Annotated in this window: 12 protein-coding genes; 6 read left to right on the top strand and 6 right to left on the bottom strand. The window is 69.0% G+C overall.

The genetic code is table 11. The features are described 5' to 3' along the window. Positions 1-7 precede the first annotated feature (7 nt). Together ABEA43_RS33640 and ABEA43_RS33635 are read right to left on the bottom strand one after the other, a co-directional pair. Positions 8-925, bottom strand: coding sequence for an MBL fold metallo-hydrolase (locus ABEA43_RS33640; protein WP_345568226.1), 918 nt, complete (start codon positions 923-925; stop codon positions 8-10). A gap of 881 nt (positions 926-1,806) precedes the next feature. Continuing rightward, the gene (locus tag ABEA43_RS33635; protein ID WP_345568224.1) at positions 1,807-2,403 is read right to left on the bottom strand and encodes a type II toxin-antitoxin system Phd/YefM family antitoxin; all 597 of its coding nucleotides are present in this window, start codon (positions 2,401-2,403) and stop codon (positions 1,807-1,809) included. 412 nt (positions 2,404-2,815) lie between these two features. Between ABEA43_RS33635 and ABEA43_RS33630 the strand changes: the two genes are divergently transcribed. Continuing rightward, positions 2,816-3,250: a DUF6196 family protein gene (locus tag ABEA43_RS33630; RefSeq protein WP_345568222.1), complete on the top strand. Its 435-nt coding sequence runs from the start codon at positions 2,816-2,818 to the stop codon at positions 3,248-3,250. A 229-nt stretch (positions 3,251-3,479) separates the two neighbouring features. Here the strand turns inward: ABEA43_RS33630 and ABEA43_RS33625 are convergent, their stop codons facing one another. Next, positions 3,480-4,751: an alpha/beta fold hydrolase gene (locus ABEA43_RS33625; RefSeq protein ID WP_345568220.1), complete on the bottom strand. Its 1,272-nt coding sequence runs from the start codon at positions 4,749-4,751 to the stop codon at positions 3,480-3,482. A 408-nt stretch (positions 4,752-5,159) separates the two neighbouring features. Here ABEA43_RS33625 and ABEA43_RS33620 point away from each other — a divergent pair, with 408 nt between their 5' ends. Continuing rightward, the gene (locus tag ABEA43_RS33620; protein ID WP_345568218.1) at positions 5,160-6,023 is read left to right on the top strand and encodes an ABC transporter permease; all 864 of its coding nucleotides are present in this window, start codon (positions 5,160-5,162) and stop codon (positions 6,021-6,023) included. A gap of 83 nt (positions 6,024-6,106) precedes the next feature. On the opposite strand, the gene ABEA43_RS33615 is transcribed toward ABEA43_RS33620, so the two are convergent. Further along, a complete protein-coding gene (locus ABEA43_RS33615; RefSeq protein WP_345568216.1) occupies positions 6,107-8,170 on the bottom strand; it encodes a S9 family peptidase in 2,064 nt (687 codons plus the stop codon). Positions 8,171-8,214: 44 nt separating this feature from the next. Here ABEA43_RS33615 and mshB point away from each other — a divergent pair, with 44 nt between their 5' ends. Genes mshB through ABEA43_RS33600 form a run of 3 tightly spaced genes read left to right on the top strand, consistent with a single transcriptional unit; the run spans position 8,215 to position 10,060 of the window. Continuing rightward, entirely contained in the window at positions 8,215-9,120 is a 906-nt protein-coding gene (gene mshB, locus ABEA43_RS33610; RefSeq protein ID WP_345568214.1) for an N-acetyl-1-D-myo-inositol-2-amino-2-deoxy-alpha-D-glucopyranoside deacetylase, read from the top strand. 11 nt (positions 9,121-9,131) lie between these two features. Continuing rightward, the gene (locus ABEA43_RS33605) at positions 9,132-9,548 is read left to right on the top strand and encodes a DUF6113 family protein (RefSeq protein WP_345568212.1); all 417 of its coding nucleotides are present in this window, start codon (positions 9,132-9,134) and stop codon (positions 9,546-9,548) included. 17 nt (positions 9,549-9,565) lie between these two features. After that, the gene (locus tag ABEA43_RS33600) at positions 9,566-10,060 is read left to right on the top strand and encodes a flavin reductase family protein (RefSeq protein ID WP_345568210.1); all 495 of its coding nucleotides are present in this window, start codon (positions 9,566-9,568) and stop codon (positions 10,058-10,060) included. 71 nt (positions 10,061-10,131) lie between these two features. Here ABEA43_RS33600 and ABEA43_RS33595 read toward each other — a convergent pair whose 3' ends face one another. Further along, positions 10,132-11,064, bottom strand: coding sequence for a hypothetical protein (locus ABEA43_RS33595; RefSeq protein ID WP_345568208.1), 933 nt, complete (start codon positions 11,062-11,064; stop codon positions 10,132-10,134). Positions 11,065-11,138: 74 nt separating this feature from the next. On the opposite strand from ABEA43_RS33595, the gene ABEA43_RS33590 reads away from it, so the two are divergent. Next, positions 11,139-11,564, top strand: coding sequence for a hypothetical protein (locus ABEA43_RS33590; protein ID WP_345568206.1), 426 nt, complete (start codon positions 11,139-11,141; stop codon positions 11,562-11,564). A 4-nt stretch (positions 11,565-11,568) separates the two neighbouring features. On the opposite strand, the gene ABEA43_RS33585 is transcribed toward ABEA43_RS33590, so the two are convergent. Next, the gene (locus ABEA43_RS33585; RefSeq protein WP_345568505.1) at positions 11,569-14,055 is read right to left on the bottom strand and encodes a penicillin acylase family protein; all 2,487 of its coding nucleotides are present in this window, start codon (positions 14,053-14,055) and stop codon (positions 11,569-11,571) included. Positions 14,056-14,087: the final 32 nt, after the last annotated feature.

Raw genomic sequence — 14,087 nt, 5'->3', positions numbered from 1 at the left:
TGGGACGTCAGGCCACGGGACGCCATGTCGGGCCGTCGCTGGTGCTGTCGACACGACCGAACGCGACGTCGGCGAAGTGGATGCCGAAGCCGAACGTGTCCGGTCGCAGCAACTCCTTGACGAGCCGGTGCCGATGCGCGGCCGATTCCACCGAGTCCAGATCGGACCCGGCCGACCACTCCGGGTGGCGGATCTGAACCGAGGAATGCAGAGCATCGCCGAACGCGAGCAGCCGCTGCCCCCCGGACGTGATCGTGTAGGCGGCGTGCCCGGCCGTGTGCCCCGGAGTCAGCATGACCCGTACCCCAGGAAAGATCTCCTCGTCCTCGCTCACGGTGCGAACACGGGGAGCCATCGCGGCAAGCGCCTCTTCACTCGTGCCGTGCTCGATGACCAGGTGGCGCTGCGCCCATTCGGGCTCGGCGATCAGATATTCGGCGCTGGCGAGCGCGGGTTCGCCACCAGGCGCGGGCTGATTCTCACCGGGCCCGGGGTGATTCTCACTGGGCGCGGGGTACGCAGCCCAGCCGATGTGGTCAAGGTGCAGATGGGTGACGGCCACCGCCTCAATCTCCTCGGGGCTTCGGCCCAGCTCGGCGAGGCTGTCGAGCAGGTTGCCGCCCCGGATGGCGCCGATCTTCGAGTTCTCCGGATCATCGGGCGCAGACAGCGGCCCGAGACCCGCATCGATCAGCAGGGCCCTTTCTCCGTACTCGACCAGCAGACCACCGATCCCGGCGACCAGCGCACCGGCGTCGTCGAGATAAGCGGAGTTCTCGACCCAGTCCTGCTCGGTCGCATCAGGCAGCCACCCGTACGGCTTGAGCTGGACGGCTCCGTCGGGCACATAGCTGAGCTTGAGGTCCCCGAGCTGGAACGAACGAATGGACGATGGCCGGCGCAAGCGCTCTTCGTAGGTGCTCATGCCGAAGAACTTACAGCTAGAACTATTAAAGCTGCAAATATGCGACCTTGATGCACTTAGGACGAGTGTCCGTACCGAGCATCCGCCACGCCAGGACAATGCGTACTGACCGCCGGGATACAGCGCCGCGCGGGGCGCTTGAGCTCCGTACGGCGCTGTGCGAGCGGCACTGCAGACGCGCACTGCTACCAGACCGCCCCCGACCGTCATTTCCCAGGCCCGCCCTGCCCTCACTCGCCGACCACGTCACCGACGGTCAGAGGCCGGGCGCGTCACCCACCGCCGGGCACCGGACGCGTCACTCACCGTCACTTACCGTTGGGTACCTCACCCGCCCCTGGGCACCGGCACCCCACCCGCTCCCGGGCACCTCGCCCGCTCCCGGGCACCTCACCCGCCCTCGGGTACCGGGGCACCTCACCCCCGGGTACCCGGCATCTCACCGGCCCCTGGGTGCCGGGCATCTCACCGACTTCCGGGCACCGGGGCACCTCACCCACCCTCGGGTGCTGGGCGTGGCACGGAGCCGGAGCCTCGGTAGCAGCGCGAAATTTTCCACGGAAGTAGCCCCTGACCTGCACCCACCCACGGAGGCGTTTGACCGCCCTCGAAGGTTGGTGATCACTGCAGCTACGTTCATGCCGGGTACCGGGTGCCCGCTGCCGGGCGGCAGGCGGCAGGCGGCAAGTGGCAGGTGGCGGGCGGCAGGTGGCGGGCGGCAGGAGCGGCTAGCGGGCCGTCTGATCTGCTGTGCGCCTCCCATCAGGCTGTGCGCCTCCCATCAGGCTGTGCGCCTCCCATCAGGCTGTGCGCCTCCCATCAGGCTGTGCGCCTCCCATCAGGCTGTGCGCCTCCCATCAGGAGGGGCACGAGTCGCCCGTCTACTCCGATCCGTCCGCACCGGCTATGTCGGCCATGCCGGCCGCAGGCCAGCCTGGCTGGCTCCACGGAGGCGGCTCGGCGAGGGCGCGCAGCGCTTCGCGGGAGTTACGCCCCGCCCCGGCCGAGACCTCAGCGCCGTTCTGATCGCGAGCGACGGCCAGGACGAGCCCTTCCACGGGATCGTGAGAGAGCGCAATGGTGTGGCCGCCGACCAGCAGCGCATCGGCGGCCGGATGCTCTGAGGGCGCCGCCCTGCCCAGCAGGACATGGGCCGAGACCAAGCCGGCGACCGGGCTGCGGTGGCGGCCCAGCAGCACGGGCTCCCCGTACGGGTCGGCGACCTGACGGACGAGGTCGCCGAGCTTGGACCGCGCCGTCGATACCGGCACGAGGGGCAGGCCACTCCACACCCCGCCCACCTTCGACACCGGCACCAGTCCGGCCCATTGCCAGCGCTCTCGGGTGATCATGACAGTCCTGCCGTTCCTGGCTTCCTCCACGAGCGAGGCCCAGCGGGCACGCGCATCTTCGACGGAGAAGGGGACGCCGAGCAGTGCCACGAGCTCGTCGTACGACAGCCGTTCCTTGTTGATCACCAAGCGATCGTAAGGCGCCTTACAGTACTTTGCAAGCCGCCTTACAAAATGGTGACCTACGTCCGTGGCCAGTGCTGTCCACTCGCCGCCGCGCCGGACCGACATCCGGCCGCCCGCGTCTCATCGCCACGGTGCTGGGCGGGCGTCCGGTCGATCAGCCGCGTCTCATCGCCGTGACGCCGGGCCTGCACCCGGTCGGCCAGCCGCGTCCGACCCATCCTGTGCGGGGCGCGCTGGCCGCCGGTCTGGCGGGAACTCGGCCATGGCCGCTGCCACCGACGGCGCACTACCAGAGATCAGCGATCGAGCGACGGCGTTGTCTGGGTCACCCCCCGGCCGGAACTGTGCGGCGCCCAGGCAATGCGATGATCAACCGTACGCTCCAGAGCAGGGCGCAGAGGAGATGTCACCGATGGTCAGTGTCAGCTTGGAGACGCCGGAACAGACCGAGGTGCGTCTCCGCTGTGTGATCGCTCAGGCCGACGTTCAGGTGCACGACGGCGTCTGGTGCTTCGAAGAGTTCCCCATCGACCAGCCGCCGGTGCTCACCGGCGACACGCTGGCTGTGGTCCGCGACGACCAGAGCTGGAGCCGCCTGGTTCCACTCGCCCAAGAGCATGAACACATCGAGCAATTCGGGATCTTCTCCTTTCACTTCCCCGCCGAGCTCGACAACAGCGGCTTCGTCGGCTGGCTGGCCAGTCAACTCAAGGCGAAACTGGGGACCGGCGTATTCGTCATCTGCGGGAGCAACCGCGCCCGTGGCGGCATCTATGACTATTGGGGATGTCCGATCGACTTGCTCAAGGAAGCCATCGCCGTCGTTGAGGTGCTGCGTGCTGGTTGACCTGTGGCCCTGGCTGACGTCAGGAGGTGCTGCGTGTTGGCTGGCCTGTGGCTCCGCCCGATATCAGGGGGCGCTGGATGCTGGCTGATCTGTGGCCCTGCTGCCTGATGTCAGGGGGCGCTGCGTGTCGGCTGGCCGGTGATCCCGCCCGGCATTAGACAGTCCGTGGACATCGACGATGTGAATTACATGGGGGTTATGTCTCGCCTCACGGGACAGGGCGACTGGCTCAGCACTTGGTTTTCTGGGGTGGGAGCGTACGGTCCGTGAAGTAGGTGTTGATGTGGTCTCGCGCGCAGCTGTTGTTGCCGTAGAGGGTGTGGCCTGGGCCGTCATGGTGGATGGTGGCGCTGCCGGGGACCGCGCTCAGGACGCGTTCTACCGCATCCGACTCGCCCCATGCGCCGGCTCCCAGGATGGGGGGCAGGCCCTTCGGGAGGGGCGTGGGTGGGTTGGTGACCGGAACTGGCCAGCCGATGCAACCGAGGGTTGCTGAGGCCATCGTGTTGGCGGTGCCCGTGTTGGGGGCGATCTTGCGCAGGTGGTTGGTGGCGGCGGTCAGCTCCTTGAGGGAGTTGTAGCGCGGCCAGTCGGTGCATTCGGTGACGCCTGTGGTCTGGTCGGGGTAGCGGCTGCCGCGTGCGGGCACGAAGCCGGAGGCGTCGCCCTTGGCCGCCTTGCGGATCGCCTGCGCGAGCTTGGGCCAGCCTGAAGTGCCCTGGCGGGCCATGGCCAGGGCGAAGGACTGCAGGTCGCGGGCCTTGTAGGCCACGTTGGCCGTCGTGGTGGGGATGGGGCTGCGGTCGGCGTGGGCGATCAACTTGCGCCAGAGGGTGGGGACGTCCTTGCAGTCGTTGCCGGCGCACCATGTGAAGAAGCGCTGCATGAACTGCTCGTTGGACTTGGCCATCTCCGCTAGCTCGCCCGGCCAGTCGGCGGCGCTGTGGCTCCACGTGCCGTCGAGGACCATCGTGCGGACCTGGCCGGGGAAGAGGCGGGCGTAGTCCTGGCCGTAGAAGCCTGCGTAGGAGGCGCCGTAGTAGTTGAGCTTGCCGCCGCCCAGGGCCTTTCTGATCGCCTCCATGTCTCTGGCCTGGTCGGCTGAGGTCATGTTCGCGAAGAGCTCGGGATCTTTGAGGCGGCAGGCTTCGGCGTAGCCGCGGTTGGTGTCGGAGAGGCGGCCGAAGTCGGCGTCGTCCTCTGGGACGTCGGGGATGGGGACGCGGGTCCAGGAGCACTGCAGGCCGGTGCTGAGGCCCTGGAATTGCTCGCCGTAGCCACGGGTGTCCCATGTGATGACGTCCATGCGCTTGCGGAGGCTGGTCCACCAGTCGGGGACGGACTGGGTGAGGGCGATGCCCGGGCCGCCGGGGCCGCCGTAGGCCACCAGGACGGAGCCTTCAGAGGTGCCGGTGGCTTTCAGCCGGCCCAGTTTCAGGGTGATCTTGCGGCCGTCGGGCTTCTTCCAGTCGACGGGGACTTGGAGGTCGGCGCATTCCATGCCGATCTTGTCGTTTGGGCAGGTTTTCCACTCTTGTAGCCCATCGGAGGTGGAGGTGGAGGTGGAGGTGCTGCTTGTGGAGCTGCCGTTTGTGGAGGTGCCGCCCGTGGAGCTGGCGCCTGTGGATAGGAGTAGGGCCGTTGTTAGTGCGGTGGCTGTGGTGGTGAGGGGGTGGGGCATGGCGTCAGGATTCCGGAGGGGAGGGTGGGATCGCGTCGGACCACGGTTTGGTCTTTGAGGGTGGAAGTCCTACCAGGGGTTGTCAGACCGAGATCGATCCGGGCGTCGGTGCTGCGCATCTCGTTGGTCCTGCCGGTTCTGGATGTGTGGCTGGTGGCGGTCATGCATGAGCTGCGGGCCTGGAAATGGGTCTTGTGGTGGGGGTGAGCGCTAGGCAGCATCGACGACGTGACCAAATGGCAGTGGGCATGGGAGGGTGCGCTCGGCGTCATCGCGGTGCTGGCCGTCGGCACGGTCCTGGTCACCGCGCCGCTGCAGCACCTGGTCAACGTTCTGGCCCTGGCCGCGCCCCTCGGCCTGGCCGCCGTGGCGTTGTCCCTGTCGGTGCGGACCGGCACGCCCAATCTCGCGGTGGGCGCCGTTTCCGCCCTGTCCGGTGGGCTCGTGGCCATGGCGGTGGTCGAGTACGAGCTGTCGCCGGCCGCCGGGGTGCTGCTCGTGCTGGTGCTCGCCGCGTTCGCCGGGCTGGTCTTGGGGGCGTTCACGGTGCTGGTGAACGCGCCTTCCTGGGCGGTGACGCTCACTGCCGCGCTGGTTTGTGAGGCGCTGCTGGTCATGATCACGGGAGGGAGCGTGATCGTCCTGCCCAGCGGGTCGCCGTTCCCGCTCGTGGCGGGGTTCGTGGTGTTCGCCGTGCTGTCGGTGGCGGGCGGGGCGTTTTGGCTGAACCGGAATGTTCGCGAGCGGCTGAGCAAGGGGTGGGCGGGCGGTCTCCTCGGGCTGGCCGGATCGAACGCGCTCGCCGCCTTGGGTGGGTTCGCCTTCTTGATGCGCTTGGGGGCGGCGCAGCCGAGTGGTCAGGGGGTGTTCACCGTCGTGTTCGCGCTCGCCGCCGTGGTGCTGGGGGGAACCAGCCTGAACGGCGAGCGCGGGGCGGTGGCGGGCACCCTGCTCGCCGTGCTGATCCTGGCCATCGTCCAGGGGCAGCTCATCCTCATGAACGCCCCGTCGTATGCGTACATGCTGGTGCTGGGCGCCGTCGTCGCGCTGGGGCTGACCGTGTCCCGGCTGCTCGACGCCCTGCGGGACTGACGGCGGTCAGCCACCCGGCTCAGGGTGCGCCGGTCAGCCCCAGGGTGCGCCGGTCAGGTCAGCGTGCGGTGGTCAGGTCAGCGTCAGGTCAGTGCTCGCTTCAGGAAGTCCACCTGGAGCAGCAGCAGGTTCTCCGCCACGACCTCCTGCGGCGTCATGTGCGTCACGCCGGAGAGCGGCAGCACGCTGTGCTGGCGCCCCGCCGCGAGCAGCGCCGACGACAGCCGCAGCGTGTGAGCGGCCACCACGTTGTCGTCCGCGAGCCCGTGGACCAGCAGCAGCGGGCGTTCGAGCTTGGGCGCGTCCGCGAACAGCGAGGAGTTCTCGTACACCTCGGGCTGCTCGTCCGGATGGCCCAGGTATCGCTCGGTGTAGCACGTGTCGTACAGCCGCCAATCCGTCACCGGCGCTCCCGCCACCGCGGCGTGGAACACGTCCGGCCGCCGCAGCACCGCGAGCGCGGCCAGGAACCCGCCGAACGACCAGCCGCGAATGGCCACCTTCGTCAGGTCCAGATCGTCCGGATACTGCTCGGCCACCCCCTGCAGAGCGTCGATCTGGTCCTCCAGCGCCGGGGTCGCCAGGTCGTTGAGCACGGCCCGCTCGAACTCGGTGCCCCGGCCGGGAGTGCCGCGCCCGTCGGCCACGATGACCGCGAACCCCTGCTCGGCGAACCACTGGCTCTCCAGGAACGCGCCGCGCCGGTTGAGCACCCGCTGCGCGTGCGGGCCGCCGTACGGGTCCATGAGGACGGGCAGCTTGCGCGAGCCCGGCTCGTGCCACGAGGGCAGCACCACGGCGGTGGCCAGCTCGCGGTGCCCTGAACGGCCGATCGAGACCCGCAGGTCCAGGCCGGGACGTTCGGCGAACGAGGGGATCGGCACCGCCATGCCGTCGCGCCGCACGACCGTGGTGGACACGCCCTCGGCGTCGATGCTCTGCTCGGTCAGTACGCCGACACCCCCCGACATCCGCCCCGAGAACACCCCGGAACGGGTCGAGACCGGCAGCAGCGAATGCCCGTCCCACGTCCACAGATGGATCTCGGTCGGATCGCCGCTGGCGCTGAACAGCACGCTGCCGTGATCGACGTCGAGCACCGCCCGCACCTGCAACGTGGGCGGGGTGACCGCGCGGTCGCCCACGAACAGCCGGTGGCCCCCGTCGGCGTTGGCCACCCAGACCAGCGACCCGTCGTCGAGGTGCGCGGGGACGCCGCCCACGATGTCCACCCAGGCGGGATCGGTGTCCTCGCGCACGAGCGCGGCCGCGCCGGTCGCCGGATCGACGGTGAACAGCCGCATCGTCTTCTGGTCGCGGGTCAGCGTCACGATCGACAGCGCGTGGGAGTCCCAGGCCGCCGTCGTGAGGTATTCCTCCGCGTACGGCACCGCGACCCGCGACCCGTCCAGCCCCAGCACGAACAGCTCGGTGACCGCGTTCGGCGTGCCCGCGGCCGGATAGCGCTGGGCCGTCGCCGGCCGGTCGGGGTTGGCCGGGTCGGCGATGTGCCAGGTGCGCACCGGCGCCTCGTCCGCGCGCTCGACCAGCAGGGCGTCGCTCGACGGCGCCCACCAGTAGCCGCGCATCCTGTCCATCTCCTCGGCCGCGATGAACTCGGCCAGCCCGTACGTCACCGTCTCCGACTCCGGCACGGCCAGCGCGCGGTCATCGCCGGTGACCAGGTCGTGCACCCGCAGGGCGCCGCCGGTGACGTAGGCGACATGTCGCCCGTCGGGCGAGATGCGGGGATCGATGACCGCGCCGGGCGTGTCGACGCGCCGGGTCTGGCCGCTCGCCAGGTCCACGACGTGCAGGCCGCCGGACAGCGCGAAACAGGCCCTGGTCAGGGTGGAGTCGGCCGCGTACGCGACCACGCCGCCCGCCCCCTCACGGCTGCGCTCGCGCCTGGCCCGCTCCTCCGGCGGCAGGTTCTCGTCGTCGGCGTTGAGCTCGCGCGGATCGACGACCACGCGTTCGACGTGGGTCTCCGTGTCGAGCTCCCACAGGCAGGTGACCGGATCGGTGCCCGAACGCGTCCGCAGGAAGACCACCCGGCCGCCGTCCGGGGAGATCGTGAAGCCCCTGGGCACCCCGAGGGTGAACCGGCGGGTCCTGGCCGACAGTCGCGGGAAGCTCTCACTCATGGGCCCAATCCTGCCAGGAACGCGCGATTGTTACGCTCATGGCTATGACTGATCGCCGTCTCCTGCTCGTGCACGCCCATCCGGACGACGAGTCGATCGGCACCGGCGCGACCATGGCCAAATACGTCGCCGAGGGCGCCCACGTCACGCTGGTGACCTGCACGCTGGGGGAGGAGGGGGAGATCATCCCCCAGGACCTCGCCCATCTGGCCGCCGACCAGGACGACGCGCTCGGCCCGTACCGGATCGGCGAGCTCGACGCCGCCTGCGACGCGCTCGGCGTCGAGGACCACCGTTTCCTGGGCGCGCCCGGCCGCTGGCGCGACTCCGGGATGATGGGCGTCGCGTCCAACGACCACCCGCGTGCCTTCTGGCGCGCCGACCTCGACGAGGCGGCCGGGGAGCTGGTCAAGGTCATCCGCGAGGTACGCCCCCAGGTGCTCGTCACGTACGACGACAACGGCTTCTACGGGCATCCCGACCACATCCAGGCGCACCGGGTTTCGCGCAGAGCGTTCGAGCTGGCCGCGAAACCCGGCTTCGGCGAGGGCGAGCCCTGGCAGATCGCGAAGTTCTACCACACGGCCATCGCCAGGTCCGGCATGCGCCGCACGGCGGAGGCACTGCGCGAGGCCGGCACGGACTTCCTCGTCGAGGACGTGGACGACATGCCGTTCGGCAGCCACGACGAGGACATCACCACCGAGATCGACGCGCGCCCGTGGATCGGCAACAAGACCGAGGCCTTCCGCGCGCACGCCACGCAGATCATCGTGGACAGCCCGTGGTTCGCCCTGTCCAACAACATCGGGCAGGAGGTGCTGGGCGTTGAGCACTACACCCTGGCCATCGGGGTGCCGGGCCGTCCCGTGCCCGGTCCGCCGGTCGAGGTCGGCGGTCTCGGTGAGCCGCACGACCGCGAGAACGATCTCTTCGCGGGCATCCACTAACCTCGTTCGACATGGAACATCGCAGCCAGGCCGAGTCGGCGCTGGGCGGGGCGGCGTACGGCATGCTGTTCGTGCTCGGGGTCGTCATGGGCGTCGTGGGCGGGTTCACGCATCCCGCGTGGCAGGTCGGCCCGCTCCCGGCCGCGGCGATCGTCTGGGTGCTGGCGCTGTTCGGGGTGTGCCTGGGAGCGGGCAAGCTGATGCGCGGCCGGCTCGGGGTGGTCGTGACGGCGGTCGGCTGGCTGCTGGTGACGATGCCGTTCACGCTGCAGCTGGGGTCGGGGGATCTCGTGATCGCGCAGGGCGCCCCCGGATACATCTACTTGTACGGGGGTCTGGCGGCCCTTGTGGGGGCCTACGTGCTTTCGCCCTCGTCCAGTGCGGGATCGTGGCTCTTGCGGGGGTACGCACCGAAGAATCCGACGTAGAGGCATAAAGTAACTTCGTGCATTCGATAGAGCGGCATGTGGACCCGGGAAACTACCGTAAGGTCGTCGGCCGCTTCGCCACCGGAGTCGCGATCGTCACGACCAGGCTGGGCGATGTCGATCACGCGATGACGGTCAACTCCTTCACCTCGGTCTCGCTCGATCCGCTGCTCGTGCTGTTCTGCGCGGAGAAGGTGGCCCGCTTCCACGACGCCGTGCTGGAGTCCGGGATCTGGGGGGTCTCGGTGCTGCCCGCCTCGATGGAGGACGCCTCGCGGTTCTTCGCCCACCGGGGGCGCCCGCTGAACGCGCAGCTCGTCCGGTGGCCGCATCATCGGGGGGAGTCGGGGGTGGCGTTGTTCGACGACGCGATCGCCACCGTGGAGTGCGCCACTACGGCCGTGCACGACGGCGGGGACCACTCGATCGTGGTGGGCGAGGTGACGGGGCTGGGCACGCCGTCCGAGGGGGCGCCGCTCATCTACCACGAGGGCCGCTACAAGACGCTCTAGCCGCGCTGCCGCGGGCATGAGCCGGGCCAGGCGCCCGGTGGCGCCTGGCCCGGTCAACGATCCCGAGGCCGCTACTGGGCGGGAACGGTCGTGGTTTCTGTCGGGACGCTGGTGTCAGTCGGCGTCACCGTGTCGGTCGGGGTATCGGTCGGGACGTCCGTGGGGACCTCGGTCGGCGTCTCCGACGGTGGCGGACAGGTGGGAATCTCGGTCGGAGTCACCGTCGGCGACACCGTGTCCGTCGGGGTGTCCGTCGGGGTGTCGGTCGGCGTGTCAGTTGGCACGTCGGTCGGGGTGACTGTCGGGGTCGGGGTCGGGGTTTCCGACACGGGTGGACTGGTGGTTTGCGTCAGCGGCGACTCCGAGACCGTGACCGTCGGTGACACCGTGTCCGTGGGAACGTCCGTCGGCACATCTGTCGGCACGTCGGTCGGCGGAAGCGTGTCCGTCGGCGCGGGCTGACAGGTGAACGTGGCCGTCACGGTCTCCGTGACGGTCGGGCCGGGCTCGGTGACCGTGGGACCTGGCTCGGTGACCGTGACGGTCGGGCCGGGCTCTGTCACCGTGACGGTCGGCCAGGGCAGCGGCGTCATGCTGATCGCCGCCTTGCCCCGTTTCTTGTACGTGCCCTTGCCCAGCCTCTGCGTGGACGCTGCCGCGCCGGTGGTGACCGGAAGGTCGGTACTCGCGGTCTTACACGACGTGCTCCTGCAGACCCTCTGCTTGACGGTGAAGCGCGCCGCCCCGTCGTACTCGACGGACACGTTCAGGTAGGAGACGCCCTTCCTCTTGACGACTTTCGTCTTGGCGGTGTACTCCCCGACTGTGGGACTCTCTGACGGAGTCGGGCTCGTCGTCGGGTCGGTGACTAAGGCCACCCGTGCGCCTAGAGGGTTTTCGGTAGCTCGTAGGGGATCGGTCGCTGACGTCTGGGTGATCGCAGCTCCGCCGGCTCCTGCCAGTGCAACGGTGCCGAGCAGCGCGCCCAGGATGGAGAATCTCATAATCCTGCTCTTTGGGAGATTTCAGGACGCAGATCATTATTCCGACTTGTCAAGATTGGTCAAGACTGAGACGCATGAACAGGCGCTTCCGGTTCCGGCGTGCGGCGAACTACATCAATCTCGCCACGCCGCTCGGTTTGCTGATCTCTGTCATCGGTGGCACGTCCAGGCAGCCCGGTCCCAACGGGCTCATCCTGGCCTTCGGCTACCGCTACCGCTTCCCCATCGCGGGCGCGTTCACGGTCGGAAACGTGGTCCTGACCAAGTGGAACGCGCTGGACGACCGGCTCATCCTGCACGAGAGCCGGCACGCCACCCAGTGGGCCTGGTGCGTCGGGCTGCCCCTGCTGCCGCTCTACGTCCTGTCGATGCTCGTCTCGGTGATCGTCTGCGGGCACCAGGCTTCGTACAACATTTTTGAGCGGCTCGCCGATCTGGAGGACGGCGGCTACCCGCGGGCGCCCCTCCGCTGGCGGCGCCGGCCCACCAGCGGCACGTGACGCGTCACGGGGACAGGCGCAGTGTGTGCGTGGCGGCCTGCTTGACCGATTCGGGCTTCGAGCGCATCGGCAGCAGCTCCCCCTTGGCCCACGCGTCGGCCTGATCCCAGTAGTTGCCGTGGAAGGCGTGCCCGGAAGCGCCCGTCAGGTTGATCCACTGAGACTTGTCCAGGTCCGACAGGTCGATGATCATGCGCATCGACGGGACGGCCGTGATCGTGTAGTCGCGCTGAACGTTCCAGCCCGTCGCGTTCACGGCGTCCTTGCTCCCCGGCACCGCGATCGGCCCCCGGTTGAAGAGCGCCTCGACCGGCCCGATCCCCGAAGTGCCCAGCGAGCCGTTGACCAGCTCCAGCTCGTGCAGATCGCCCCAGCGCCACGACTTGACGTCCGTCCCGAGCCGCTCGGCGAGCTCCTGGTACGCGGAGGCCATCGCCTGGCGCAGGATGTCGTCCCTGGTCTCCTTGCGGTTCTTCGTGCTCACGTCATCCCAGAACGGGTCGGACGGGGCGTCGAGCAGCCGCCTGACCACCTCGTACCAGCGGTCCCCGCCGCTGGGCCTGGCCTGTTCGGGCAGGTCGTCGTTGAACGTCAGCGTCAGCACCTGACGCCAGACGGCGTTGAAGTAGGCGGCGGGCGCGGAATCGAGCCCCTGCGTACGGTCCCACGTCTTCAGCAGCTCCCTGGCCGCGCCGCCCGGACCCGCCAGATCCACCTGCATCAGCGCCGGGACCAGGGTCTCCGCGAAGCCGTTGTAGGTGTCCTGCTGGATCGCCGACATGGCTGCCGCGTCGATCTTGCCCTTCCCGATCGCCTCCTTGATGCGATCGCGGATGCGCTCGGAACGGTAGCCGTTCGCCCAGTCCTTGGTCAGCAGCGGCTGGTAGCGCTTGGGGTCGATGACGGCGTTGTTCGCGGTGACGATGAACCCCTCGGCCGGGTCCTCCACCGCGGGCAGCTGGTCGTAGGGGATGGGGGCGGTCTTCCAGTCGTACTCGCCGGTCCAGCCGGGCACCGGCATGGTGCCGTCGCCGCGCAGGCGCACGGGGATGCGCCCGGGAGCCTGGTAGCCGATCTTGCCCGAGGTGTCGGCGTAGACCAGGTTCTGGGACGGCACGTCGAACAGCGCCGCCGCGGCCTTGAACTCGCCCCAGTCGCCCGCCCTGTTCAGCGCGAAGACGGCGTCCATCGTCCGGCCGGGCGTCAGCGCGGTCCACTGCAGCGCCACCGCGTTGGCCTCGCCGCCGGGCCGGGCGTCCGGCATGACCTCGTTGATCAGCGGACCGTGCAGGGTGCTCTTGACGGTGATCGTGACGGGTGCGCCGCCCGCCACCTTGATCTGCTCCTGCCGGGTCTCCAGCTTCTGCTGCCCGCCCTTGTACAGGTAGGTGTCGCCCTCGACCTTCTCCAGGAACAGGTCGGCCACGTCGGGCCCCAGGTTCGTGAACCCCCACGAGATCTTGTCCGTGTGCCCGATGATCACGCCGGGCATGCCGGAGAAGGTGAACCCGGTGACGTCGTACGGGCACTCCTCGGTGATCTTCCGGCAGTGCAGCCCCGCCTGATACCAGACGGACGGCATCTGCGGCGCCAGGTGGGGGTCGTTGGCCAGCAGCGGCTTGCCGCTGGTGGTGTGCCGGCCCGAGATCACCCACGAGTTCGACCCGATGCCGTCGCGGTCGTCGGTGCCCATCGTGCTGGGGACGGCGTCGAGGGTCTGCGCCGCCTGGGTGAGCGCGCCGGTGGCCCGGCGGCGCGGCTCGGCCTGCTGGTCGAAGCGTCCCTGGTCGATCGTGCCTTCGCCGACGATCGTGGCGTGCCTGTCGTACGGGTAGCCGGGGTAGAGCTGCTCGACGCGCTCCTTGGGCAGCTTGGTCAGCGCGAGCGCGCGGTCGATCTCGTCCTCCATGTTGGAGCGCAGATCCCACGCCATGGCCTTGAGCCAGGCCACGGAGTCGGCCGCGGTCCACTTCTCCGGCTGGTAGTCGCCGTTCTGAAGCTTCAGCACGGAGTATTCGAGGCTGCGGTCGGAGGCGTTGGGGTTGGCCGCGAGCCAGGCGTTCACGCCGTTCGCGTACGCCTTGAGGTAGTCCTGGGTGTCCTGGGCGAGCTCGGGCAGCTCCTGCTCGGCGACCTTGCGCCAGCCCATGGTCCTGAGCGCCTTGTCGTTGCCGAGCGTGGCCTTGCCGAAGAGCTCGGAGAGCCGCCCGGAGGTCGTGTGGCGGCGGAAGTCCATCTCGAAGAAGCGGTCCTGCGCGTGGACGAACCCCTGCGCCGTGAACAGGTCCGTGGCAGTGTCGGCGTAAATGTGTGGAATTCCTGATTTATCACGATAAATCTCCACACTTCCGGTTAATCCGGGGAGCCGCAGCGATCCGTCCACCTGCGGGAACGACTTCCGCACCGTGTAAACGAGTACCCCCGCCAGCACGAGGGCAAGTGCGAGAAGCACGGTCAACACCCGAGCGAACCACCGCAATGGCCACGGCATCCACGCATAGGGCCTCACCGACACCTCCATCT

It is taken from the genome of Nonomuraea rosea, assembly GCF_039539705.1.
GTDB classification, from domain to species: Bacteria; Actinomycetota; Actinomycetes; order Streptosporangiales; family Streptosporangiaceae; genus Nonomuraea; species Nonomuraea rosea.
Note: the sequence above shows the minus strand (reverse complement) of the source record. Positions and strands in the feature narration are given on the sequence as shown.

Coding starts and splice junctions, on each gene's coding strand:
- ABEA43_RS33640 (WP_345568226.1), bottom strand. CDS start 925: ATGAGCACCTACGAAGAGCGCTTGCGCCGGCCATCGTCCATTCGTTCG.
- ABEA43_RS33630 (WP_345568222.1), top strand. CDS start 2,816: ATGGTCAGTGTCAGCTTGGAGACGCCGGAACAGACCGAGGTGCGTCTC.
- ABEA43_RS33625 (WP_345568220.1), bottom strand. CDS start 4,751: ATGGAATGCGCCGACCTCCAAGTCCCCGTCGACTGGAAGAAGCCCGAC.
- ABEA43_RS33615 (WP_345568216.1), bottom strand. CDS start 8,170: ATGAGTGAGAGCTTCCCGCGACTGTCGGCCAGGACCCGCCGGTTCACC.
- mshB (WP_345568214.1), top strand. CDS start 8,215: ATGACTGATCGCCGTCTCCTGCTCGTGCACGCCCATCCGGACGACGAG.
- ABEA43_RS33605 (WP_345568212.1), top strand. CDS start 9,132: ATGGAACATCGCAGCCAGGCCGAGTCGGCGCTGGGCGGGGCGGCGTAC.
- ABEA43_RS33595 (WP_345568208.1), bottom strand. CDS start 11,064: ATGAGATTCTCCATCCTGGGCGCGCTGCTCGGCACCGTTGCACTGGCA.
- ABEA43_RS33590 (WP_345568206.1), top strand. CDS start 11,139: ATGAACAGGCGCTTCCGGTTCCGGCGTGCGGCGAACTACATCAATCTC.
- ABEA43_RS33585 (WP_345568505.1), bottom strand. CDS start 14,055: ATGCCGTGGCCATTGCGGTGGTTCGCTCGGGTGTTGACCGTGCTTCTC.